General features: G+C 60.0%; 19 protein-coding genes and 1 tRNA gene. 14 read left to right on the plus strand and 6 right to left on the minus strand.

Annotated elements, in window-relative coordinates; all coding sequences use genetic code 11:
- Positions 1-156: 156 nt before the first annotated feature.
- The gene (locus EOL43_RS02035) at positions 157-4,134 is read left to right on the plus strand and encodes a hypothetical protein (protein WP_133485106.1); all 3,978 of its coding nucleotides are present in this window, start codon (positions 157-159) and stop codon (positions 4,132-4,134) included.
- Positions 4,134-6,314, plus strand: a complete 2,181-nt coding sequence (locus tag EOL43_RS02040; RefSeq protein ID WP_133485107.1) for a hypothetical protein — start codon at positions 4,134-4,136, stop codon at positions 6,312-6,314. The genes EOL43_RS02035 and EOL43_RS02040 overlap by 1 nt, the downstream gene beginning before the upstream one ends.
- A 34-nt stretch (positions 6,315-6,348) precedes the next feature.
- On the opposite strand, the gene EOL43_RS02045 is transcribed toward EOL43_RS02040, so the two are convergent.
- Positions 6,349-7,059 (minus strand): winged helix-turn-helix transcriptional regulator, encoded by a 711-nt coding sequence (locus EOL43_RS02045; protein WP_133485108.1) that lies wholly within the window; start codon positions 7,057-7,059, stop codon positions 6,349-6,351.
- Positions 7,060-7,208: 149 nt separating this feature from the next.
- Between EOL43_RS02045 and EOL43_RS02050 the strand changes: the two genes are divergently transcribed.
- The 3 genes from EOL43_RS02050 to EOL43_RS02060 are packed head-to-tail and all read left to right on the plus strand — an operon-like array spanning position 7,209 to position 9,135.
- Positions 7,209-7,637: a hypothetical protein gene (locus EOL43_RS02050; protein ID WP_133485109.1), complete on the plus strand. Its 429-nt coding sequence runs from the start codon at positions 7,209-7,211 to the stop codon at positions 7,635-7,637.
- Positions 7,638-7,690: 53 nt separating this feature from the next.
- Positions 7,691-8,575 carry a class I SAM-dependent methyltransferase gene (locus EOL43_RS02055; protein WP_166636183.1) on the plus strand — a complete coding sequence of 295 codons (885 nt, stop codon included), beginning with the start codon at positions 7,691-7,693 and terminating at the stop codon, positions 8,573-8,575.
- A gap of 17 nt (positions 8,576-8,592) precedes the next feature.
- Positions 8,593-9,135: a GFA family protein gene (locus tag EOL43_RS02060; RefSeq protein ID WP_133485111.1), complete on the plus strand. Its 543-nt coding sequence runs from the start codon at positions 8,593-8,595 to the stop codon at positions 9,133-9,135.
- Between the two features lie 249 nt (positions 9,136-9,384).
- Here EOL43_RS02060 and EOL43_RS02065 read toward each other — a convergent pair.
- Positions 9,385-9,471, minus strand: a tRNA-Leu gene (locus EOL43_RS02065).
- 140 nt (positions 9,472-9,611) lie between these two features.
- On the opposite strand from EOL43_RS02065, the gene EOL43_RS02070 reads away from it, so the two are divergent.
- Positions 9,612-10,598, plus strand: coding sequence for a complex I NDUFA9 subunit family protein (locus EOL43_RS02070; protein ID WP_133485112.1), 987 nt, complete (start codon positions 9,612-9,614; stop codon positions 10,596-10,598).
- Positions 10,599-10,650: 52 nt separating this feature from the next.
- Here the strand turns inward: EOL43_RS02070 and EOL43_RS02075 are convergent, their stop codons facing one another.
- Positions 10,651-11,454, minus strand: a complete 804-nt coding sequence (locus EOL43_RS02075; RefSeq protein WP_133485113.1) for an undecaprenyl-diphosphate phosphatase — start codon at positions 11,452-11,454, stop codon at positions 10,651-10,653.
- Between the two features lie 243 nt (positions 11,455-11,697).
- On the opposite strand from EOL43_RS02075, the gene EOL43_RS02080 reads away from it, so the two are divergent.
- The 6 genes from EOL43_RS02080 (at position 11,698) to queG (ending at position 20,979) form a co-directional block, all read left to right on the plus strand.
- Complete coding sequence (locus EOL43_RS02080; RefSeq protein WP_133485114.1) at positions 11,698-13,131, plus strand: NAD(P)-dependent oxidoreductase; 1,434 nt, start codon at positions 11,698-11,700, stop codon at positions 13,129-13,131.
- Positions 13,132-13,201: 70 nt separating this feature from the next.
- Positions 13,202-17,740, plus strand: a complete 4,539-nt coding sequence (gltB, locus tag EOL43_RS02085) for a glutamate synthase large subunit (protein WP_133485115.1) — start codon at positions 13,202-13,204, stop codon at positions 17,738-17,740.
- Between the two features lie 137 nt (positions 17,741-17,877).
- On the plus strand, positions 17,878-18,348 hold the full coding sequence (locus tag EOL43_RS02090; protein WP_133485116.1) for a DM13 domain-containing protein: 471 nt from the start codon (positions 17,878-17,880) through the stop codon (positions 18,346-18,348).
- 61 nt (positions 18,349-18,409) lie between these two features.
- Positions 18,410-19,156 (plus strand): monofunctional biosynthetic peptidoglycan transglycosylase, encoded by a 747-nt coding sequence (gene mtgA / locus EOL43_RS02095; protein ID WP_133485117.1) that lies wholly within the window; start codon positions 18,410-18,412, stop codon positions 19,154-19,156.
- A 54-nt stretch (positions 19,157-19,210) separates the two neighbouring features.
- Positions 19,211-19,876 (plus strand): FtsZ-binding protein FzlA, encoded by a 666-nt coding sequence (fzlA, locus tag EOL43_RS02100; RefSeq protein ID WP_133485118.1) that lies wholly within the window; start codon positions 19,211-19,213, stop codon positions 19,874-19,876.
- A gap of 92 nt (positions 19,877-19,968) precedes the next feature.
- The gene (queG, locus tag EOL43_RS02105; protein WP_420867490.1) at positions 19,969-20,979 is read left to right on the plus strand and encodes a tRNA epoxyqueuosine(34) reductase QueG; all 1,011 of its coding nucleotides are present in this window, start codon (positions 19,969-19,971) and stop codon (positions 20,977-20,979) included.
- Here queG and EOL43_RS02110 read toward each other — a convergent pair.
- Both EOL43_RS02110 and EOL43_RS02115 read right to left on the minus strand, forming a co-directional pair.
- Positions 20,976-21,404: a hypothetical protein gene (locus EOL43_RS02110; protein ID WP_133485119.1), complete on the minus strand. Its 429-nt coding sequence runs from the start codon at positions 21,402-21,404 to the stop codon at positions 20,976-20,978. The two genes, queG and EOL43_RS02110, sit on opposite strands and share 4 nt — an antisense overlap.
- Positions 21,405-21,468: 64 nt before the next feature.
- Positions 21,469-22,335 (minus strand): branched-chain amino acid aminotransferase, encoded by an 867-nt coding sequence (locus tag EOL43_RS02115; RefSeq protein ID WP_133485120.1) that lies wholly within the window; start codon positions 22,333-22,335, stop codon positions 21,469-21,471.
- 186 nt (positions 22,336-22,521) lie between these two features.
- On the opposite strand from EOL43_RS02115, the gene EOL43_RS02120 reads away from it, so the two are divergent.
- Positions 22,522-23,028 carry a MarR family winged helix-turn-helix transcriptional regulator gene (locus EOL43_RS02120; RefSeq protein WP_133485121.1) on the plus strand — a complete coding sequence of 169 codons (507 nt, stop codon included), beginning with the start codon at positions 22,522-22,524 and terminating at the stop codon, positions 23,026-23,028.
- Entirely contained in the window at positions 23,021-23,722 is a 702-nt protein-coding gene (locus EOL43_RS02125; protein ID WP_133485122.1) for a response regulator, read from the plus strand. The genes EOL43_RS02120 and EOL43_RS02125 overlap by 8 nt, the downstream gene beginning before the upstream one ends.
- A gap of 7 nt (positions 23,723-23,729) precedes the next feature.
- On the opposite strand, the gene EOL43_RS02130 is transcribed toward EOL43_RS02125, so the two are convergent.
- Positions 23,730-24,269, minus strand: a complete 540-nt coding sequence (locus EOL43_RS02130; RefSeq protein ID WP_133485123.1) for a hypothetical protein — start codon at positions 24,267-24,269, stop codon at positions 23,730-23,732.

Raw genomic sequence — 24,269 nt, forward strand, 5'->3', positions numbered from 1 at the left:
GCTGTCACGCCAATCTGGAACGCCCAGAATGCGGCCCTGTCGACCTTACCCCAAGCGCCAACTGTTGACTGCAAAGGCATTCGCGGCCCAATCTTAAGTAGATTTCTGTCTCTATTGTTCCACGTTTCGTCCGTTCTTTTTTGGGGGAGTGCTTTTATGTCCATCAAGTTTGAAGCTGTATTTTTGGCCGATGCAAAACCGCTGCAAGGCAACTTTCGCATCGACATCGCCGCACCAACAAGACCCGACCAAATCGCCTACAGTACGCGCCTGAATGATCGCGGGGTCGCGTTCGTGTCCTTCGAACGCCCGCCCATGATGCGCAAACTGATTGTCATTCTGGTCAACGAGAACACCAAGAAGGAAGTCTTCCGAAGCGACTCGATCGCGCTCAACACCTTGGGGGGCGAACTTGTATTCGATGTGAAGCCCGGCGATGTCACGCCGGGGGCGACGGACACTGTCGCGCTCAAATTCCGACTCTCTCTGCTGACAGCCAAAAGCAAACCCCTTGGCGACGTTCAGGTTGCGCTTCTGGAAGACGGCGACCCCAAGCGGGTCCTTCTTCTGGACGAGACAGATAGCAAAGGCCGGCTGAACGTTGATCTTCAGATCGCCAGCGCCATCAAGACCATCGCGGTCGCGGTCAGCCGCAAGGGGTTCAACAGGCCCGAGTTCATCAGCGAACCAAGAAAAGTCAGCAGCATATCTTCCGCTTGGGCGGTCGAGGTCGACACGATCGCGCCAGAGCCGTCGGACAATCAGGACAATGACCGCCCCACCGCTGGCCCGATCTTTCCCGGCAGTGCCCAACCAAAGCCCCAGATGCCAGAGCCTGTTCTGGATGAAACCGGCAAACCCGTGAAAGGCGTCAAACTCAAAAGACCACACCCGAAAGATCGGATTGCTGGCCGGTTGAACAAGAAGCTCGAGCTTCAGGACGCAATGCGCAAAGCCGCCGGAGAGGAAATCAAGCGCCGAAAAGAGATACGCCGACGTGGCAAAAGCCACGCGGGCAAGGTGCTTGGGCAAAAGCCGATGGGGAAACTTGCCGGGCCCGGGAAGTTTGTCCCACAAGGACATACCGGACGCCCCGAGCAAAACGATCAGATCAAAGTGTTCGAACAAGATCTGGGGAAGAAGGCCGGGACGGTGTCACGTATCCCTCTTCCAGATCATCTGGTTCGGGATCTGGGTCTGCGACCCGGTGGGCGCGTGCCCGAAGGCCTGTTGGGCGACCTGCTAGGAGAGGCACGGCCAAACGGCACCGTGTCTCCGGATTTTTCCACCACGCCTTGGCAGCAAATTCTGCGCGACTGCGCGTCAAAGTATAAAGTTCAGGATCCGGCCAATCCTGCGCCAGATGACGAAGATGACAGTTCCGACGACACATCTGACCTGACCGAGGACACTTCCACCGAAACGGTCACGATTCAGGAACGCATTGATCGCATCCTGAACGCCGCACTGGGCGGCATCGACGGTCGGCCAACATCCGAAGACATCACGCAAAGCCTTGAGATCGAGCTTCCCAAGGGTCCTGCGGATGTGGATGCCTATTACGACTTTCACACCATCAACGTGGCCTGGGCCGAGATCTGGTCCGCCGTCGCGGATGACGATCTGAAAGATCGCATGGCCGAGCTGTATGATGTGATTGTCGAAGTGGTCCCCCCAGAAGACATCGAGGCCGACCTAAGTGAAATCGACGAGCTTCATGACATGCTGGACACGTTGGCGGACAGTGTGGCGGCCGCCTCGTCCACGCTGTCTGGGACAGTAAACGCGGCGCCCGAACACATTCGGTCATGGGTGCCAAGCGTGGCGGAATACTGGGAGCATTTGACCGAAACCGAGAAAGAGTATGTCGAGCTTCAGTACGATATCTGGGTCTTCCTTGGTGACCCGAATGTGCTCCTTGAGCATCCGTTCGACTATCTGGATGGCAAGAATGTGGGTGAATTCCAAAACCAGCCCCATGGCTGGGTTGATCATGTCATGGTTCCCTACGCCTTCGCGACAAGACCCAGCTACCCCGGTCGCGCTGAAAGCTTCGTCAATCTGGATCGGGCCAAGGAAAACGCCGAAAAACCGCTCGACACCTATAGCTCTGCGGCGGCATCCAGACTGGGCCGTGCCGAACGGCTGATCGGCGAGCTGAAATCGCAGATTGTCGCGCCATATCAGTTCGATGTGTTTGCGCCGGGGGCTTATAACTTCGGGTATATGACCACGTGGCGTCAAAGATGGCGCCCCCTGAATTATCAGGTGGGGGATCTGGCAGGCTCTATCCCGCTCGCTCCGAACGAAAAGCGATCCTACACCATCACGCGGTCGTCAAAGTCCACATCGTCGACCAGCCGTTCACGTAACCGCGTGATCAAAAGCATGGACGAAGTGAACGCCAATCGACGGGCGGAAGCCCAGATCGTGGGCAACGTTCAGCGCAACATGTCCGCTGGCGGCCAAGCGAACTATGGCGCGAATGCCGGGGTATCGACCGGGGTTGCCAGCATGGGATATAACTTCGGTGCATCGACGAATTTCAGCGCGGGTCAGACGTCGAATTCGGAACGCACCAAGAAAGCCATTCGCGATATCACGACCAAAGTCGTTCAAGAGTATCGCGACGAAAACAAGGTCACGGTCAGCGCCGAGACCTCTTATGAAACCAGCTATACCGAAAGCCGAGAGCTTTCGAATCCCAACAACGAAATCACGGTCACCTACCTGTTTTACGAACTGCAGCGCAGGTTCGAAGTGACCGAGAGGCTGCACGATCTGCAACCCGTGATCTTGCTGGCCTACGACATGCCTGCGCCGTCCGAAATCACGGAAGCGTGGCTGCTCAAGCATGATTGGATCATCGAAGAGGTGCTGCTGGACGACAGCTTTGCCAATGCGTTGGTTTATCTGCGCCAGACGTTCTCGGGTGACGAGGTTGCCGTCGAAATTCTTGAACAGCAATGGAAAACGCAGCTTGCCGTGGTTGCCGACCTCAGACGCCAAGGTGCCGCCCACCAACGTCTGCGCGACGCGGCGCGGCAAGCGGTCACTGATGCCGTCACCATCGTGGGGCATGCCGAAGCGGGCGAAGCGTTCCACCAAGGCGGCATTGGTCGCAGCTTGGGCGAGCGGCTCTATTCCGCCGAGTCCGAAATGGCCGACGCCATGGCCGAGAACGCCCGATCCTCGCTGGAATGGGCCGAACAGGATTTGAACCGCATTGAATCCGCGGCGCGCGAAGCGATGACCGCGCTGGAAAATGCGACACGCGTCTATGTCGAGGCCGTCGAAAAGCGTCTTAACCGTCGAACCCAGATTGATCGCCTGATCCTGCACGTCAAAGACAACATCCTTCACTACATGCAGGCCATCTGGGCGCGGGAACATGTGGATCAAAGGTACCTGCGGTTTTACGACGACGAAATTCAGTGGCCCGGCCAAGCTGCGGGCACGGTCGTCGACACGCAAACTGTGGCCCGGCCCAATCCGCTTGCCACCGTGGCATGGCCCCCGATGGTGCCCGTTCCCGACATCCCGGACGAGCTGTACATCGATATCGAGGTCCCGCGATTCCGGCAAACTCGGAAGCTCTACGAAGTGACCGATCTGGGCAACTTGCTTGGGTTCCGCGGGAACCTCGGTGTCTTCCCGCTGACCGAACACAACGCGTTGTCGACCTTCATGGCGCAAGAGTTCATGGACGTGCAATTTGGGCTGCGCGACCCGTCGCCCCTGTCCTTCTTGCCCACGGCAACCGAAGCCATCGAGATCGCGGAATGCAGCTGGAAGAACAAAGAGCTGACCGAGACCGGGCGCAAACGCATCGCGGAATGGCTGATGGACACTCTGGCAGCGGCCCATAAGATCAGTCGTGAGGTGACCGTGCCCACTGGCGAGTTGTTCATCGAAGCCCTGCCCGGCGCGCATCCGCTTCTGGAAGATTTCAAGCTGAAACACCGTGCATTTGATGCCGCTTTGGCCGCGACGAATGTGCGCGCCTCGCAGCTTGATCTGATCCGCCGCGCCATGAAGCTGATGGAAGATGACACAGGCGATCCGGATATCGACCGCGTGGTTCAGGTTCAGGGTGCGTCCCAGATCGGTATCAATATCGAAGACCCAAGCTGATGGCCGACAAGTGCTACGCCTCGACCCATCCGATCGACCCGCAAGAGCAAGGCTTGCCCGTCGGGGCGCAGGATGCCGGAGAGCAAGGTTGGATCGAATGGTGCTATAACCTCTATAACAACTCGGACAACATGGTGTTTGGCGTGCTGTCCGGCTTGGTCTTCGGCGCCCCGATCGTGAAGGACGGGAAGGTTGTTGGCTATACGCCCTCGGTCCTGCCGGAAGGGCTTGAAAGCGCAACGACCCGCACGAAGAACTGGGCGCGTTGCCTTGTCCCGCCCGGCGTGTCCTACCACCCCCTGATCTTTGCCTATGCGCTTTGGCGCGGGCTGAAGAAATCGGTGACCGATATTTATGATCTGGCCAAGGATCTGCTGTACGAAGGGCAGATTTACGGGATGATCAAGGACGGCATGAACGCCATCGCGGCCTCTGACACCGGGGCCTACAAGCTTGGCCAAGTCGTGGGCGGCGGTCTGGTTGGTAACTTCTTTGGCAAGATGGACGGCACCTTTGCCGAAGCCGTGGATGCGATCGGAGAGTTCATCGGAAGCATTCTGCTCGACATCATCTTGGGCCTGATTACATGGGGCGGCGGCACCCTGATCAAAGGCGGGCTGAGCGTTGCCAGCAAAGGAGTCTTGGCCTTCGGACGGGTAAGTGCCGAAACGGTCGAGACCGCAACGAAGCTGGCGCAACGGGGGCTGCGCACGCTTGACGACCAAGCCAGCAATTTCATTGACGCGATGCAACTTGTCGACACTCCTGCGCTCAGCACCGCTGGTGGATTTGGATCCCCCGGCCGGGTTCCGACGGGCTTTAATCCAAGACGGAACTTCATGTTTTCCGAGATGGCGGATGACGCATCAAAGGGCGTGGGTCAGGCCGCACGGTCGGGCACGGGATCGTCGCCAAGCCCCCGTCAGGCGCCAGACCTGACGCCGGCAGGGAGCACGTCGCCCCCTGTGCAGCCCCTGTCCCCCAAAGCCGCCGCGCCGGGTGCCGCCGCTGGACGGGCGTCAAAGCTGATAAGCTCGGCTGAACTTGCCAATCGGCAGGCGCAGGAAACCATGCGACTGGCACGGCACGGCGAAATCTTCATCGCCCCGATCGTCCGGCAGGCCGGCGACGGGTTTTTCTCGGTTCCGCCGACCATCGGTGGCTTCCTGTCGCATATTCGCGGCGGACGTGTTCTGGGGCGCGGCTATGACGATCTTATCGGCTTTCTGCGCTTCCAGAGCCAGTCTGCAAATGCCGGGGGCGTGCGCTATATGGATGCCGCCGTGCATAGCATGGATGCCAACCTTACAAAGTTTGAAATTCCCGGAAGCGCGCAGGCAATCAATCGCCACGAGCGCTTTATCAGAACGCACTCGCAAGCCATCTTTCAGCCCAAACCCGCAGGTATCAGACGGGAGCACTACCCGAACTACAACAGGCCACGCGGCGCTGAACGGCCGAATTTTCTTTGGGACAGTCCGTGGGAAGGGCTTTCGCGGGATTGGTACAACCACATTCTGCCAATTCTGAAAGCCGAGCTTCACGACCGCCCGGATCTGGTGCGTTTGATCTCGCAGAAATGGGATGCACTGCACGCCTTCGGTCCGGGCGCGGGCGACGAGATTGCGCTTGGGATGGGCTTTGGCTCTGATTTCATCAACCGGAAAGTACAGGCGGGAAGCTTCCGAAAATCGCAGCTTGGGATTGAAAGCGCGCGGGATGCGCGACGTGGCTCTGAACTTGCATCCGCGCTCGAGGTTGTCGGAACGCGCGAGCGCGAGCTTTTCGGATTAGAGGGGTATATCAATGCGTTGGGGCATGCGCTGGTCGGGGTCGAACGGGCCGGGACCGGGCGTTTCCCCGAAGGCTCCAAGCTGCTGATCAACACATTTACCGAGTCCTGGGGGGACGAGCTTTTGCACACCCCGATGTTTCAGATCGCCGCCGAGCAAGGCAGCCGCCTGAAGCCACAGCATTTCGTGCGCCAAGTCGAATATCACGTCCAGATCGTCGTCCCGCGCGATGGGCAATTCATCCCGGTTCATGGGACACGCATCGAAATGATGATCGAAATGGCACCGCCGCCATTTTTCGACAGGGCGATCGTCTCGGTTGGCAAGGCACCGGAAGGCGCGCTGTCGGAACTCGACTTCGTTTCAACGCTCACCCCGTTCGACTAGGTCGACGCCGGGGCGGGCGACTCTGCGCGCGGTGTCACACCTCGAAATCTGAATGCCGCTCGGCGATGGCGGGCCGTGGAATGCCGGCAGCCGTCGACAGAGGGAACCATTTTCTGAACCGGTTGCAGATGGCCGATTCCCCGATCAGCACAATGCGTTCATCCGCAAGCGCCTGAGACAGGGGGACATCGCCCATCCAGACCCCCATCATGTCGCGCAATGACGCGGTCACGAACGCATCTATGTCTTTCCCCGGATCCTGATAACACAGGTCCACCTCTCCGTGCGCGCAGACCAGCCACCACTTTCCGAATTCTTCAAGGCCCGGGAACTGGAAACATAGGACGGTTTCGCCGTCCGGCAGCTCGTCCAGCTTCAAGTTGCGCTGGATGTCGAACATCAGAAACGTCACATCCAGATCGTCATCATCCATCTCGTCCCGCGCCCAGCGCATGCCCCACACAACCAGCGCTTCGACCACCGCAGACAGCTCTTTCCCGGCGGGGGTCAACCGGTATTCATGCCCACGCTGCCCACTCAGGCGCCGCTTCACGATCACGCCGTTCTCCTCAAGCTCTTTTAGCCGCGTGTTCAAAACGGTCGGGGATATGCGGGGAAGCCCTTTTTGCAACGTGGAAAACCGGCAGCTGCCCAAAAGCAGCTCTCGTACGATCAATAATGTCCAAGGGTTTCCCAGAATCTCTGCCGACTTTGCCACGGGACAGAACTGGCCATAGCTACGCATGGTGGAACCTCCTGCTGTCAGGATAGTGCTGCGCAGGCTAACTACGCAATACGTAGTCGTTTGCTACGTCAGGCGCAGTATGTCCCATCTGCCCGCGTGGATATTCCTTCTTCATCGCCGGACAACACCGGCAACAGAAGGAGGAAACCATGTACAACTTCGTAAAAAACGTGCTGCAGATCTTCGGCGTCGTCTATCTGCGGTTTCGCATCGTTCCACGGATCTGGAATGTCTGGCTGGTCGGCGTCAATCTGGGCTGTCTGTATTTCATCACGCATATCGAGGCACAGGTTCTGCTAGCCGTAACCGGCGTTGCCGTTACCGGGCAGGCCCTGATCTACGACCGGATTGGCTTTACGCGGATCCTTGGGATCGTCCACCTGATGTGGATCCCGATGTTCGTCTGGATGGCGACCCGTCTTGAGACAATCCAAGCCGATCCGCAGCTGGCAAGCTGGATTGCCGTGCTGTTCGTGACGAACCTTGTGTCGCTTGTCGTCGATACCACGGACGTCCTTCGTTACCTGCGCGGCGACCGCGCCCCCCATTACAGCTGGGCCCGTCCCTCGGCTGCCTGATGATCCCCCGGGTCGCGCGGACCGTGCGACCCGGCTTTCCAAGGAGAGCTTCCATGACCAAGATTGATCCCACCATCCCCTTTGTGGTGCCAGTCTCACCGATTGTTGAATTCTGGAACGACGTTCTGGCCCCGAAGGTCCTAACTTATCGCCACATTCTGGAAGGCGGCCTGTCGCATCACAGCGCCCAAGTCTTCCCGCGCCTTGAAATCCAGAACGGCGCGCGCGTTCTGGATGTTGGCTGCGGCTTTGGCGACACCACGCTAGAACTGGCGCGGAAGGTCGGCCCGATGGGCCACGTGACCGGGGTCGATTGCTGCCCGGATTTCGTCGATATTGCCCAAACTGAACTGCGAAGCTCGGGGCTTAGGAACGTCGAGTTTCACGTTGCAGACGCCGAGACCAACCTGCCCGAACAGCAATATGACAGCGTTTTCGCGCGTTTCGGCACCATGTTCTTCGTGAACCCTGTGTCCGGCCTGCGCACCATGCGAAAAGCGCTTCGCCCCGGTGGGCGGCTGACCCATATTGTCTGGCGACAGCGCGCGGAAAACCCATGGCTGGCGGCTGCCCGGTCTGTTCTTCTAGAGCACTTGCCGCAGCCGGACGCCAACGCGCCCAGCTGCGGCCCCGGCCCCTTTTCGATGGCAGACCCCACGCTTGTGCGCAATCAAATGGAGGCGGCAGGGTTCACCGACATCTCGTTTGAGAAGATTGACGCACAGGTCCTGGTCGGGCGAACAATTGACGATGCGATCGCGTTTCAACTGGCCCTCGGCCCTGCAGGCGAGGTGTTCCGTACAGCGGGCGACTTGGCCGAACGCAAGCGGTCCGCCATCGAAACGGATCTGCGTGCGGTGTTTTCCTCGGCGCATCACGATGCAGACGGCATCTGGATGAACAGCGCATCATGGATGATCTCGGCGACTGCGCCGTAGCAGTGAAAGGACATAAGATGGGAAAGGCTTCCGATGAAACTGTGGATGCACGGGCGGTCACCGCGCCCTTTACGGGCGGATGTGCCTGCGGTCATGTACGCTATCACATGCGCTCTAAACCTTTGATCGTGCATGGGTGCCACTGCACGTTATGCCAGACGCAGACCGGCGCAGCCTATGCGATCAATGCCTTGATCGAAGAAAACAGGGTAGAGCTTCTATCCGGTGCAGTGCGTGAGCACCACCTGCGAACACCCAGCGGGGCCGGGCAAACGATCTCGCGCTGTCCCGAATGCGGTGTTGCCGTCTGGAGCAAGTATCACGCCCTACCGAAGGTCGGGAACCACGTACTTTTCATCCGCGCCGGCACACTGGATGACCCGAGCCTGATGCCGCCCGACGTACACATCTATACAACATCAAAACAGGCGCATGTCCTTCTGTCCGACCAGTTGCCGCAGTTCGACAGGTTCTATGATCGGGCAAAAACCTGGTCGCCAGAAAGCACCGCACGCTATGCAGAGATCATCGTTTCTAGAACTGGTGACACCGCACAGTGATACTCTTTCTGAAAAAGATCCAGAATCTGACCCGTGCGGATGACAGAATTGCCTGCATTCCGTTGACGTGCTGATTCACTCGGATGTTCGTAAAACCGCCATGCGCAAAACTTGCTGCGAAAGCGCGAACCCTGAGTTCTTGTTCATTCGAAACGGACTTTGTTCGGATGGGCAATCACGCAAACGACCGCAAGCACAGAGATAACACCCTGTTTTCGATGCGTTTCATCAAGAATGTAGGGGGAAATTTGGTGCCCAGAAGAGGACTCGAACCTCCACGTCCATACGGACACTAGCACCTGAAGCTAGCGCGTCTACCAATTCCGCCATCTGGGCACGGGTTGGTGAGGGGGGATTTAGTGTGACCGGTGGGGAGTGTCAACAGCATTTCGTCGCTTTTCTGAGATTCCGTTTGCGCCTTGCCGAAACGCGCTTTGAAAGCTATTCAAAAGCCAAGGAATTCAAGGAGAGCTTCCATGTCCAAGCTGGTTACGATTTATGGCGGTTCGGGTTTTGTCGGGCGCTATATCGCCCGCCGCATGGCCAAGCAGGGGTGGCGCGTCCGCGTTGCCGTGCGCCGTCCGAACGAAGCGCTGTTCGTAAAACCCTATGGTGCCGTCGGTCAGGTCGAGCCGATCCTGTGCAACATCCGCGATGACAACTCGGTCCGTGCGGCACTGCAAGGTGCCGATGCGGTTGTGAACTGCGTGGGTGTCCTGAACTCGATCGGGAAGAACAGCTTTGACGCGGTCCACCATGACGGCGCAGGCCGCGTAGCCCGCATCGCGACCGAAGAAGGCGTGGGCCAGTTGGTTCAGCTGTCGGCCATCGGCGCGGACGCGCAAAGCGATAGCGAATACGCCCGCACCAAGGCGCAAGGCGAAGCAGACGTTCAGGCCGCCTTCCCCGGCGCCGTGATCCTGCGCCCCTCGGTCATTTTTGGAACCGACGACCAGTTCTTCAACCGTTTCGCCAACATGACCCGCTTCGGTCCGATCCTGCCGATCACTGGCGGCAACACCAAGTTCCAGCCGGTGCACGTGGATGACGTGGCCAAGGCCGCCGAGATGGCCGTTCTGGGTCAGGTCGAGGCCGGCATCTATGAACTGGGTGGCCCCGACGTGGAAACCCTGCGCGAGTCGATTGACCGCATGCTGAACGTGACTCAGCGCCGCCGTCTGGTTCTGAACCTGCCCTTCGGCATCGCCCGCATTCAGGCTGGCATCTTTGACATGATCCAGTGGATCTCGGGCGGGCTGATTGCTGCGCCGCTGACCCGCGATCAGGTCACCAATCTGGGCTACGACAACGTGGTTGCCGAAGACGCCAAGGGCTTTGCCGATCTGGGCATCAAACCACGTGCGATGGCTGCAATCCTGCCAGACTATCTGTGGCGCTTCCGCGCTGGCGGTCAGTACGCCGCGATCCAGAACTCGGCCAAGAACCTGCGCACCGACGGCTAAGCCGACGGATCATCAGTTAGAAAAGGGCGCGGTCTTCCGCGCCTTTTTTCGTTTACAGGTAAGCGATGCCCAGCAACACCACGCCCAGCGCGATGCGGTAGATGACATAAGGTGTAAAGCTGACCGATCGCAACAGCCGCATCATCAGGCTGAGCGCCAGAAGCGCCGCGACGAAAGAAAACACCGCCGCGATGGCGCCATCGCGTGCTACCTGCGCATCTGCCGTGGCGGCGACCTCGGCCCCCAGCAACACGCCCGAAGCGATGATCGTTGGGATCGACATCAGCATCGCCAGCTTCGCCCCATCCGACCGCTCGTACCCCAACGCCCGCGCGCCCGAGATTGTGGCCCCGGACCGCGACGTGCCGGGGATCAGCGCCAGCGCCTGCCACAGGCCCATGATCACCGCATCCCGCAAGCTCCAATCGTCGGCGCGTTTCTGCACGCTGCCCTTCTGATCAACCCAGTACAGCACCAGACCAAACAGGATCATCGTCCAGGCAATCACCTTGATCGAGCGCATCTGGTCGCTCAGCCCAGTCACTTTAAAGACAAGCCCAAGGATCACGGCGGGAATGGTCGCAATCAGCAACAGGAACGCGAGCTTCGCACCCGGCGTGTCGATCCGCCCTGTCAGCATCCGTGGAATGCCCGCCAAACCGATCCGCACATCGCGCCAGAAATACAGCATCACCGCACCCAACGTGCCCACATGCACTGCCACATCAATCGCTAGACCCTGATCCGGTAGCCCAGTCAGATGGGGCACCAGAACGAGGTGACCCGAGGATGAAACCGGCAAAAACTCGGTGATTCCCTGTATGATGGCGACCAGAAGAATGTGGGCAAGCGACATGCGCGGATCCTTGAAAAACAGCTGTTGCGCAAGCTAAAGCAGCGGTCTGGAAAGGGAAGAGGCTTTATAGGTATGCTGTACTGACCTATTTTTCGGCATTGCGGCGAAGATTTCTTGCAATTCGCTCCACATTTTCGCATTTAGGTAAGCATTATTGACTTTTCATTTCTGACGAGTCCCCTTACAAGCCAAACTCCAAGCCAAGAGTCTGCCCGAAAACGGGCCAGCCGAGGGAGAGCCAGGATGGCAAAGCAGCCTATGTTGAAATTCGTGTCGGTCGATCGGGACATGCCCGAAAAACGCACCGCCGAAACCCGTAAAGAAGACTTCAACGAGATCTACGCCGAATTCGCCGCGCAGAAGGCCGAAGAACAGGCCAGCCGCTGCAGCCAGTGCGGTGTGCCTTATTGTCAGTCGCATTGCCCGCTGCACAACAACATCCCTGATTGGCTGCGCATGACTGCAACCGGCCGGTTGAAAGAGGCTTACGCCCTCAGCCAGTCCACCAACACCTTCCCGGAAATCTGCGGCCGCATCTGTCCGCAGGACCGTCTGTGTGAAGGCAACTGCGTGATCGAACAGTCGGGCCACGGCACCGTCACCATCGGCGCGGTCGAGAAATACATCACCGACACGGCGTGGGAAAACGGCTGGGTCGAAGACATCACGCCGGTTGCCGATCGCTCGGAAAAAGTGGCCATCATCGGCGCTGGCCCCGGTGGTCTGGCTGCCGCTGACGTTCTTGTGCGCGCGGGCGTCAAGGTTACCGTCTATGACCGTCACGACCGCGCAGGTGGTCTGCTGACCTACGGCATCCCCGGCTTCAAGCTGGAGAAAGACGTGGTGATGCGCCGCGTGAAGCTGCTGGAAGACGCAGGCGTCACCTTCGTACTGAACTGCAATGTCGGCGAAGACATCACTTTCCAAGACATCCGCGCCCAGAACGATGCCGTTCTGCTGGCCACCGGCGTCTATAAAGGCCGTGACCTGTCGGGGCCGGGTGCTGGCGCTGACGGCATCGTTCCGGCGTTGGACTATCTGACCTGCTCGAACAAGCTGAGCTTTGGCGACACCGTGCCGGAATTCGAAAGCGGCGCGCTGAACGCGGAAGGCAAGAACGTCGTCGTCATCGGCGGTGGTGACACCGCGATGGACTGTGTCCGTACCGCAATCCGTCAGGGCGCCAAGTCGGTGAAATGTCTGTACCGCCGCGACCGCGCCAACATGCCCGGCTCGCAGCGTGAAACGCAGAACGCCGAGGAAGAAGGCGTGGAATTCGTCTGGTTGTCGGCTCCGAAAGGCTTTACCGGCGATCCCGTGAATGGCGTGATCGTGCAGAAGATGCGCCTTGGCGCACCGGATGCCTCGGGCCGTCGCAGCCCGGAAGTGATCGAGGGCTCGGATTACACCGAAGACGCCGATCTGGTCATCAAGGCACTGGGTTTCGAGCCCGAAGACCTGCCGACCCTCTGGGGCGAACAGGATCTGCCCGTGACCCGCTGGGGCACCGTGAAAGCCGCCTTTGGCACCCACAAGACCGACCTGGACGGTGTTTGGGCCGTCGGTGACATCGTGCGCGGTGCATCGCTAGTGGTCTGGGCCATCCGTGACGGTCGCGAAGCAGGCGCCAACATTCTGGACAGCCTGAACGCAACCGCCGCAGTCGCTGCCGAGTAATCACATTCAAGGGCCAGCCGGGCCACTCCCAAATTCGGGCCGCCCGCGCCCATCCGCAAGGAGAACCGAAATGACGAAATATGATGAAAACTGGGTCCGCCGCGAGGAAGCCAAGCGCGCCTTTATGAACGAACACAGCCTCTATCGCGAAGAAGAAGAGCATAGCTCGTGCGGTGTGGGTCTTGTGGTTGCGGTCGACGGCAAACCGTCGCGCAAGGTGGTCGAAGCCGGTATCGACGCGCTGAAAGCCATCTGGCACCGCGGTGCTGTGGACGCTGACGGCAAGACCGGTGACGGCGCGGGTATCCACGTACAGATCCCGGTTCCGTTCTTCTATGACCAAATCCGTCGCACAGGCCACGAGCCGCGCGAAGATCAACTGGTCGCAGTAGGTCAGGTCTTCCTGCCCCGCACCGATTTCGGCGCGCAGGAAACCTGCCGGACGATCGTTGAAACCGAAGTCCTGAAAATGGGCTATTACATCTATGGCTGGCGCCACGTCCCCGTCGACATCGACTGTCTGGGTGACAAGGCCAACGCCACGCGTCCTGAAATTGAACAGATCCTGATTTCGAACTCGAAGGGCGTCGACGAAGAGACGTTCGAGCGCGAACTGTACGTGATCCGTCGCCGGATCGAGAAAGCCGCCAACGCGGCGCAAATCAACGACCTGTATATCGCGTCGCTGTCCTGCCGCTCGATCATCTATAAAGGCATGATGCTGGCTGAACAGGTTGCGGTTTTCTATCCCGACCTGATGGACGAGCGGTTCAAGTCGACTTTCGCGATCTATCACCAGCGCTATTCGACCAATACCTTCCCGCAGTGGTGGCTGGCCCAGCCTTTCCGCATGCTGGCCCATAACGGCGAGATCAACACGCTGAAGGGCAACCTGAACTGGATGAAATCGCACGAGATCCGCATGGCCTCGAGCTTCTTTGGCGAGCTTGCCGAGGACATCAAACCGATCGTTCCGGGCGGGTCTTCGGACTCGGCTGCGCTGGACGCCGTATTCGAAGTGATGGTACGCGCGGGCCGCTCGGCCCCGATGGCGAAAACCATGCTGGTGCCCGAAAGCTGGTCCAAGCAGGCCATCGACCTGCCGCAGGCGTGGAAGGACATGTATTCCTACTGCAACTCGGTGATGGAACCGTGGGACGGCCCCGCCGCCCTTGCCATGACCGATGGTCGCTGGGTCTGCGCCGGTCTGGACCGCAACGGTCTGCGCCCGATGCGCTATGTCGTCACCGGTGACGGTCTGGTGATCGCAGGGTCTGAAGCGGGCATGGTCCCGACTGACGAAGCCTCGGTCGTCGAGAAAGGCGCACTTGGCCCGGGTCAGCTGCTGGCTGTGGATACCAAAGAAGGCAAGCTGTACCACGACGTTGAAATCAAAGACAAACTGGCCGCGGCGCAGCCCTTCGGCGAGTGGGTTGGCAAGATCAACGACATGGAAGAAAGCCTGTCGCAGATCGAAGAAAAGCCGCTGTTCACGGGTGACGAACTCCGTCGCCGTCAGGTGGCCGCCGGTTACACGCTGGAAGAGCTGGAGCAGATTCTGGCCCCGATGGCAGAAGACGGCAAGGAAACGCTGGCTTCGATGGGGGATGACACCCCGTCGGCTGTTCTGTCGAACAAGTACCGCCCGCTCAGCCACTTCTTCCGCCAGAACTTCTCGCAGGTGACGAACCCTCCGATCGACAGTCTGCGCGAATACCGCGTGATGTCGCTGAAGACGCGTTTCGGCAACCTGAAGAACGTGCTGGATGAAAGCGGTGCGCAGACCGAGATCGTCGTGCTGGAAAGCCCCTTTGTGGGCAACGAACAGTTCGTGAAGCTGATCGAATCCTTCGAGTCCTCGGTAACCGAGATCGACTGTACTTTCCCGGCAGGTGGCGATGAGGCCGCGCTACGCCTTGCGCTGGAAGACATCCGCGCGCAAGCGGAAGAGGCCGTGCGCTCGGGCGCTGGTCACCTTGTTTTGACCGATCAGGCACAGGGCGAAGACCGCGTGGCGATGCCGATGATCCTTGCGACCTCGGCCATTCACAGCTGGCTGGTGAAGAAAGGTCTGCGGACCTTTACCTCGCTGAACGTGCGTTCGGCCGAATGTATCGACCCGCATTACTTCGCGGTGCTGGTGGGCTGTGGTGCAACCACGGTGAACGCCTATTTGGCTGAGGATTCGCTGGCCGATCGTATCGAGCGTGGCCTTCTGGATTGCTCGCTGACCGAAGCTGTCAGCCGCTATCGTGAAGCCATCGACCAAGGTCTGCTGAAGATCATGGCGAAGATGGGCATCTCGGTCATCTCGTCCTATCGCGGTGGCCTGAACTTCGAGGCCGTCGGCCTGTCGCGCGCCATGGTTGCGGAATACTTCCCCGGCATGACCTCGCGCATTTCGGGCATCGGTGTCAGCGGCATCCAGAAGAAACTGGAAGACATCCACGCGGCTGGTTTCGGCGGTGGCGACAAGGTGCTGCCGGTGGGTGGTTTCTACAAGGCGCGCCGCTCGGGCGAGACGCACGCTTGGGAAGCCCAGACCATGCACTTGATGCAGTCGGCCTGTGACCGCGCCTCGTTCGAGATGTGGAAGCAGTATTCGGCCCGCATGCAGGCGAACCCGCCGATCCATCTGCGTGACCTGTTGGACATCAAACCGATGGGCAAGCCGGTTCCGATCGAGGAAGTGGAAAGCATCAACGCGATCCGCAAGCGTTTCGTAACGCCGGGCATGTCTCTGGGCGCGCTGTCGCCCGAGGCACACAAGACCCTGAACGTCGCGATGAACCGCATCGGCGCCAAGTCGGACTCGGGTGAAGGCGGGGAAGATCCCGCACACTTCCACCCGGAACCCAATGGCGACAACCCCTCGGCCAAGATCAAGCAGGTGGCCTCGGGCCGTTTCGGTGTGACCGCCGAATACCTGAACCAGTGTGAAGAGCTTGAGATCAAGGTTGCTCAGGGTGCGAAACCCGGCGAAGGCGGCCAGCTGCCCGGCATGAAGGTTACCGACCTGATTGCCCGTCTTCGCCACTCGACCAAGGGTGTGACACTGATCTCGCCGCCGCCGCACCACGACATCTATTCGATCGAGGATCTGGCCCAGCTGATCTATGACCTGAAGCAGATCAACCCGCGCTGTAAGGTGACGGTGAAACTGGTGGCATCGTCCGGTGTTGGCACGATTGCAGCCGGTGTTGCGAAGGCGAAGGCCGACGTGATCCTGATCTCGGGCCACAATGGCGGCACGGGCGCATCGCCCGCGACCTCGATCAAGTTCGCGGGTCTGCCGTGGGAAATGGGTCTGACCGAAGCGCACCAAGTGCTGGCCATGAACAACCTGCGGTCTCGCGTCACGTTGCGGACCGATGGTGGTCTGCGCACCGGTCGTGACATCGTGATGGCTGCGATGATGGGTGCCGAGGAATACGGCATCGGCACCGCCGCCCTGATCGCGATGGGCTGTATCATGGTCCGTCAGTGTCAGTCGAACACCTGCCCCGTTGGCGTCTGTACGCAAGACGAAGAGCTGCGCGGCAAGTTCACCGGCAATGCCGACAAGGTTGTGAACCTGATCACCTTCTACGCCCAAGAGGTCCGTGAAATCCTGGCCGAGCTGGGCGCACGGTCGCTGGACGAAGTGATTGGCCGTGCGGATCTGCTGTCGCAGGTCTCGCGTGGGTCGGCTCACTTGGACGACCTCGACCTGAACCCGCTTCTGCTGGTGGTCGATGGTGCGGATAAGATCGAGTACAACCGCGACCGCGCACGCAACGCCGTGCCCGACACGCTGGACGCCGAGATCGTGCGCGACGCGCAGCGCTTCCTGGAAGATGGCGAGAAGATGCAGCTGTCCTATACGGTACAGAACACGCACCGGACGGTCGGAACGCGGATTTCGTCGCATATCGTCAAGCGTTTCGGCATGCGCAACTCGTTGCAGCCCGATCACCTGACGGTGAAGCTGCAAGGCTCGGCCGGTCAGTCGCTGGGTGCCTTCGCAGCCCCGGGTCTGAAGATCGAGGTGTCGGGTGACGCAAACGACTATGTGGCCAAGGGGATTTCCGGCGGCACCGTGGTTGTGCGTCCGCCGCTGGTCAGCCCGCTGGTCGCCTCGGACAACACGATCATCGGCAACACGGTTCTCTATGGTGCGACCGACGGTTACCTGTTCGCCGCAGGCCGCGCGGGCGAGCGTTTCGCGGTGCGGAACTCGGGCGCGAAAGTGGTGATCGAGGGCTGTGGCTCGAACGGCTGTGAGTACATGACCGGTGGTATCGCCGTGATCCTTGGCTCGATCGGTTCGAACTTCGGGGCCGGTATGACGGGCGGTATGGCCTATCTGTACGACCCGGACGGCGAGGCACAGGACCATATGAACATGGAAAGCCTTGTCACCTGCCCGGTCACCGTCGATCACTGGGAAGCCCAGCTGAAAGGCCTGATCGAGCGCCATGTCGCGGAAACCCGCAGCCAGAAGGCCACGGAAATCCTGCGTCACTGGGACAGCGAAAAAGGCAACTTCCTGCAGATCTGCCCGAAAGAGATGCTGGACAAACTGCCCGCGCCCCTGTCGCTGGAAGCAGACGCGATCCCGGCAGAGTAACCTCTGCCCCTAAAAGACACAGAACGCCCGCGACACTCGCGGGCGTTTTTCGTTGGGGCCTAGGTGGCAACAGGGCGGTAGACCTCGCACCCGTTGCGCACTAGCCTGATTTCAAATTGATTTCAGAAGGGACACCTATGCGTCGCCTCATATTTGCAACCGTGACACATAGCGCCGCGCTGGCCGTCGGCTTTGCGCTTGGCATCTATCTGCTACCGATCCTGACGGCCCCGCCCTCGCCCGATGCGTCGGTGCTAGAGGAAATGGCGCAGGATGCGGTCTATCAGGGTACCTTCACGCGCGATCTTCCGGGCAGCGATCTGCTCCATTGGGGCGAAGGCACGATCAGCCTGACCACCACGCAGATGGTCCACGAAGGCGCGCTGGCCCCCGGGCCGGATTACATGGCCTATCTGGTGCCGCAATTCGTCAGCAACGAGGCCGAATTCCTGCCGCTGAAGGCGCAGTCCCATGTCATCGGACCGGTCAAAACCTTCGAAGGATTCATCTTGGACATCCCCGAGGGCGTGGTGCTTGAGGACTACACGACGGTTCTGATCTGGTGCGAGGCGTTTTCCGAGTTCATCACAGCCGCAACCTATCGGTAATCCGCCGCACACAACGGTGCCAAATCATTGACCCCTCACCCCCCTTGTGGGAACATCCGGCGTGGCAAAGAGCAAGACAACAAAGAAAACCAGCGCCAAAAAGGCGACTAAGGCAAAGACGAACAAGGCCAAGCCCAGCACGTGGTACAAACTGCGGCGCTGGCTGCGTCGTGGGGCTTTGGCTGTGGTGATTCTTGTCGGCTTGACCGTCATCTCGTGCACGGTGATCAATCCGCTGACGACGCCCTATATCGTCACGGAAAAAATGCGGCTGGGCGAAGTGGATCGGCAATGGGTCGATCTGGACGAGGTCGCCCCGGTCATGGCGCGATCTGTCGTTGCCGCTGAAGACGCGAATTTCTGTCAGCACTGGGGGTTCGACATGGGGGCGATCCGCGCCGCGATCGAGGATGGCGGCAACCGTGGCGCCTCGACCCTGACGCAGCAGGTCGTGAAGAACACCTTCCTGTGGCATGGGCGGTCGTGGCTGCGCAAAGCGCTGGAAGCCGGGCTGACCCCCGCGGTCGAGCTGGTCTGGACCAAGCGCCGGATTGTCGAGGTCTATCTGAACATTGCCGAATTCGACGAAGGCGTTTTCGGTGTCGAAGCCGCCGCGCGCCACTATTTCGGTGTCGGCCCCGAAGAATTGACCGCCACACAGGCCGCCCGATTGGCCGCCCTTCTGCCCAATCCCAAGGAACGCTCGGCCTCGCGTCCGTCCCCCTTCGTGCGCAAACGCGCCCAGTCCATCATGGACGGAGCGGCTACGATCCGCGCGGATGGGCGCTCTGACTGCTTCGAGGATTGATCCCGTGGCGCGTTCGGGGCAATACGGAACATACTCCAAGACCAGAAGTTGCACATGAACCGCCTTTTTCACGTTCCCCTGTCCCCGTTCTGCCGCAAGGTGCGGCTGTCCCTTGCCGAAAAGAAGGTCGAGGTCGAGCTTGTCGAAGAGCGTTATTGGGAGCGAAACCCCGAGTTTCTGCGCCGCAACCCGGCGGGCAAGGTGCCGATCCTAAAGATCGACGGGCGGCTGCTGACCGAAAGCGCGGCGATCTGTGAATATCTGGAAGAAAAATTCCCTGACCCCGCGCTTCTGCCCCGCGACCCCGAGGGCCGCTATGAAGTGCGTCGTCTGGTCAGCTGGTTTGACGACAAGTTCCATAACGAGGTGACCTCGAACCTGCTGTATGAGCGGGTGAACAAGAAGGTCATGGGCACCGGATACCCGGAAAGCAAGAACGTGAAAGCCGGCGCCAAGGCGATCAAGTATCACTTGGATTACATGGGCTGGCTGTTGGATCAGCGCCGTTGGCTGGCCGGGAACGAGATGTCGCTGGCCGATTTTGCCGCCGCCGCGCATCTGTCAGCACTGGATTATATCAGCGATGTGGATTGGAACCGGAACGCGAATGTGCGCGACTGGTACGCCAAGATCAAATCGCGCCCGGCGTTCCGCTCGATTCTGGCCGACCAGATCCCCGGCTTCCCCCAGCCCGCGCATTACGCGGATCTGGACTTTTGAGCCGCAGGCCATCGCAGGGGGGCCGTCTGCCCCCCGATCCGGGTAAACCCGGCTCTCCCCCCGAGGATATTTTTGGCAAGAAAATAGAGATTGTGGCGCAGGCACAGGCCGAGGGCTTTGCCTTGGCGCGCGTGTGTCGGCCCGATGCGGTGCCCGAGATTGCCGCGCGGCTGGAGCAGTTCGTAGCAAAGGGGCGGCATGGCGACATGGCGTGGATGGGTGACCGGATGCACTGGCGCGGCAGCCCGGCGGCGCTTTGGCCTGAAGCGCGATCCGTGATCATGCTGGCAGAACCTTATACGCCGGATCACGACCCGATGGAGGTGATCGGCCGGCCAGATCGCGCGGCGATCAGCGTTTATGCGCAGAACAAAGACTATCATGACATCGTGAAGAAGCGGTTGAAGCGCGTGGGGCGCTGGATGATCGAGCGCTTCGGGGGCGAGATCAAAGTCTTCGTCGATACCGCCCCGGTTATGGAAAAGCCCTTGGGTGCTGCGGCCGGTCTTGGCTGGCAGGGCAAGCATACCAACCTTCTGTCGCGCGAGTTAGGGAACTGGTTCTTTCTGGGCGCGATTTTCACCACGCTGGAGCTGCCTGTGGACGCACCGGGGCGCGAAAACTGCGGGTCTTGCACCGCCTGTTTGGACGCCTGCCCGACCGACGCCTTCCCCGCCCCGTTCCAACTGGATGCGCGGCGTTGCATTTCCTATCTGACGATCGAGCATAAAGGCCCGGTGGACGAGGAACTGCGCGCGAAGTTGGGCAACCGGATCTATGGCTGCGACGACTGCCTTGCCGCCTGTCCGTGGAACAAGTTCGCCACTCAGGCACAGGAATTCCGCTATGCCGCGCGCGAGGATCTGTTGGCCCCGAGACTGGCCGACTTGATGGGTCTGGATGATGCCGCGTTCCGCGCGAAATTCTCGGGTAGTCCAATCAAGCGGATTGGGCGGGACCGCTTCCTGCGCAATGTGCTCTATGCCGTCGGAAACTCGAACGATCCCGCATTTTTGCCCGTGTTAGAGCCACATTTGGGCGATCCGGACCCTGTAGTGGCTGATGCGGCACGCTGGGCCAAGGCGCGACTGCGAGGGGTTTAGTTGCCAGGCGTTTCAGGCGGCACGACCATGCGATAGGCCCCCACCGCTGCGCTGATCCCGGACGAGGCCTGCGACGCCGAATAGGGACCGATGGACGAGGCGCCGATCAAATAGGTCACCGTCATCTCTTGTCCCGGTGCAGGCAAGCGTTTCACGCTGCCAATCACGCCCTTTGCTTCCAGCGCCCGCACGATACTGTTGCCCAACGCCTCGCTGGCTTTGGTGTCTTCATCGGGGTCGAAACGGATCACAATGGTCAACAACGCCCCGTCCTGGGCGGTGCGTTCGACCAGCGCCCGCTTTGTGATGCCCAAGGGGCGAATCGTGGGATCCTTGGTCACCCAATACCACGTAAGCGCCGCCGCCGTGGGCAGCACCACGACGACAATGATCGCAATCAGGATTTTGAGATTTCTGGACAGCAAAACGCCCGCCCCCTTTATCTGGCATCAGCCTAGGGGACGGGCGTTCAAAAAGCGTTAAGTGGCGTTAGCTGCGGACCAGTTTTTCATAGCTTTCCGCGATGTCGCGGGTCAGCGCGCCCACTTCGAACGTGTAGTCGCCGATCTGCCCAACCGGGGTGACTTCGGCCGCCGAGCCCGTCAGCCAGCACTGTTCGAAATCGGCCAGTTCCTCGGGCATGATGTGACGCTCATGCACGGTGATGCCTTTTTCTTTCAGCATACCGATAACCGTCTGACGGGTCAGGCCGTTCAGGATCGCGTCGGGGATCGGGGTGTGCACCTCGCCGTCCTTCACGAAGAAGACGTTGGCGCCGGTCGCCTCGGCCACGTATCCGCGATAATCCATGAACAGCGCGTCCGAGCAGCCTTTGGCCTCGGCCGCGTGCTTGGACATGGTGCAGATCATGTACAGACCGGCGGCCTTGGCCGCGGTCGGGATGGTCTCGGGCGACGGACGCTTCCACTTGGCGATGTCCAGCTTGGCGCCTTTCATCTTGGCGTCACCGTAGTAATCACCCCAGGCCCATGCAGCCACCGCCATACGAACGGGGTTTTTCGCAGAACTGACACCCATGTCTTCACCCGCCCCGCGCCACGCAACAACGCGCACATAGGCGTTGGTCAGGCCGTTTGCCTCGACAACCGCCTGTTTGGCCGCTTCGATTTCATCCACGGTGTAGGGGATGGGCATATCCATCATCTCGCCCGATTTCAGCAGGCGTTCCGAGTGCTTACGGCTGAGGAAGATCTTGCCGTCATACAGGCGCTCGCCCTCAAAAACCGACGAGGCATAGTGCAGCGCGTGGGTCAGAATGTGGACGTTCGCATCGCGCCATTCGACCAATTGGCCGTCCATCCAGATCTTGCCGTCGCGATCATCATATCCGCTCATGTTTCCGTCCTTTCCAGTTCTGAGCCGCAGTCTTTTCCGCAGCATTTTTCCATTTGTTGCGCGAAATCGGTCCGCATCGGACATAATATTTCGCGAAATCCGCAAATCGCTATCAATTGATTCTTGGAAAGTCAACAACACTGACATAAAACTGGAAACTGTAACATGATTTGTGATGAGGACGTCATGAGTGAGCGGCAGTCCCCCGGCGGGCAAAGCCTTCTATTCCTAACGGACGAGCAGCTGCGCAAGGGCATCGAGGCGATGTTCTTTGCCTATCGCGGCTTTACGGCGGATCCTGATCGCATTCTGAACAAATACGGATATGGCCGCGCCCATCACCGCGCATTGCACTTTATCAGCCGCGCACCGGGCACGACGGTGAACAATCTGCTGTCCATTCTGGGCGTGACCAAGCAATCCCTGAACCGCGTGCTGCGGACGCTGATCGAAGACGAGCTGGTCGAAAGCCGTGTGGGCACCCGTGACAAGCGCGAGCGGAACCTGTTTCTGACCGAGAACGGCACCGCGCTGGAGCAAGAACTCTCTGACGCCCAGCGCGAGCGGATGCGCCAAGCCTATCGCGAGGCCGGCCCCGAGGCCGTACAGGGCTTCCGCACCGTGCTTGAGGCCATGATGGACACCGACATGCAGCGCCATTTCACCCGGATGAAGGAGGGCAGACATGACTGACGCGCCCGAAGCACATCTGCTGATCATCGACGACGACGAACGCATTCGAGGGCTGCTGCAGAAGTTCCTGGTGCGCAATGGCTTCTGGGTCAGCGCGGCCCGTGACGCCGCCCACGCCCGCCGTCTGCTGGCCGGTCTGGATTTCGATCTGATCGTTACAGACGTCATGATGCCGGGCGAGGATGGGATCAGCCTGACCCGATCCTTGCGCGAAACGCTGACAACGCCGATCCTGCTGCTGACCGCCAAAGGCGAGACCGAAGACCGCATCAAAGGCCTTGAAGCCGGCGCCGATGACTATCTGGCGAAACCGTTTGAGCCGAAAGAACTGCTCTTGCGGATCAACGCGATCTTGCGGCGCATGCCCGCCGCCTCGGAAGAGGCCAGCCCCAAATCCCTGACGCTGGGCGACAAGACCTATGACATCGAACGGGGCGAGCTGTGGTGTGGCGAGGAATTGGTGCGCCTGACGGCCACGGAAAACCAACTGATGAAAATCTTCTCGGCCACGCCGTCGGAACCGGTTAGCCGGGCGTCTTTGGTGGAACAGCTGGGTCGCGATCAGGGGCAAGCGCAGGAACGTGCTGTGGATGTGCAGATCACCCGCTTGCGCCGCAAGCTGGAAGCGGACCCGAAACAGCCGCGTTACCTGCAAACCGTCCGCGGGGCGGGCTATATGCTGGCGCCGGATTAAGGGGCGCTTAGTCGAACAGCGCCGCGCATTCAGATGGCATGACTTCGAGCCAGTTTTGCACCAAATAGGCCGGGGTAGAGACTGATATGGCGCGTGACGCGGCCTCTTGGCCTGTCGCAACCTCTCCCTTTCCGGACAACAGGTTCAGGTCACAGCTACCGATATCATCAAGGTTCAGCGTGTCATACCAACGATAGGTATAGCCCGCGATCCGCATCGCCCCATTGCGCCATGCGAGCGTATGGATCTGCTCCCATCTGTTGCGGCCAATGGCGCTGTTGTGGGACATCACCTGAAGCGAGCCATTCGGCGTGACGGTCAGCGAGGGCTGCTGCCCGATCCCTCCAACCCAGACGACGTCCTGCACCCACAAGGTCTCACCTCCGCCAAGCTTGAGCAGCAGGTCGGCATCCCCAGTGCGTCCGAAGTCCATCAGCGCGGCGTGATCCTCGACCCCATCCCCGGTGAAATCACCACTGATCTGCACCGAAAACCCCTCGGCCCACGCCGGGGATGCGACCAATAGAAACGGGATGATCCAGCGCAT

The sequence above is a fragment of the Aliiroseovarius marinus genome, assembly GCF_004360145.1.
GTDB lineage: Bacteria > Pseudomonadota > Alphaproteobacteria > Rhodobacterales > Rhodobacteraceae > Aliiroseovarius > Aliiroseovarius marinus.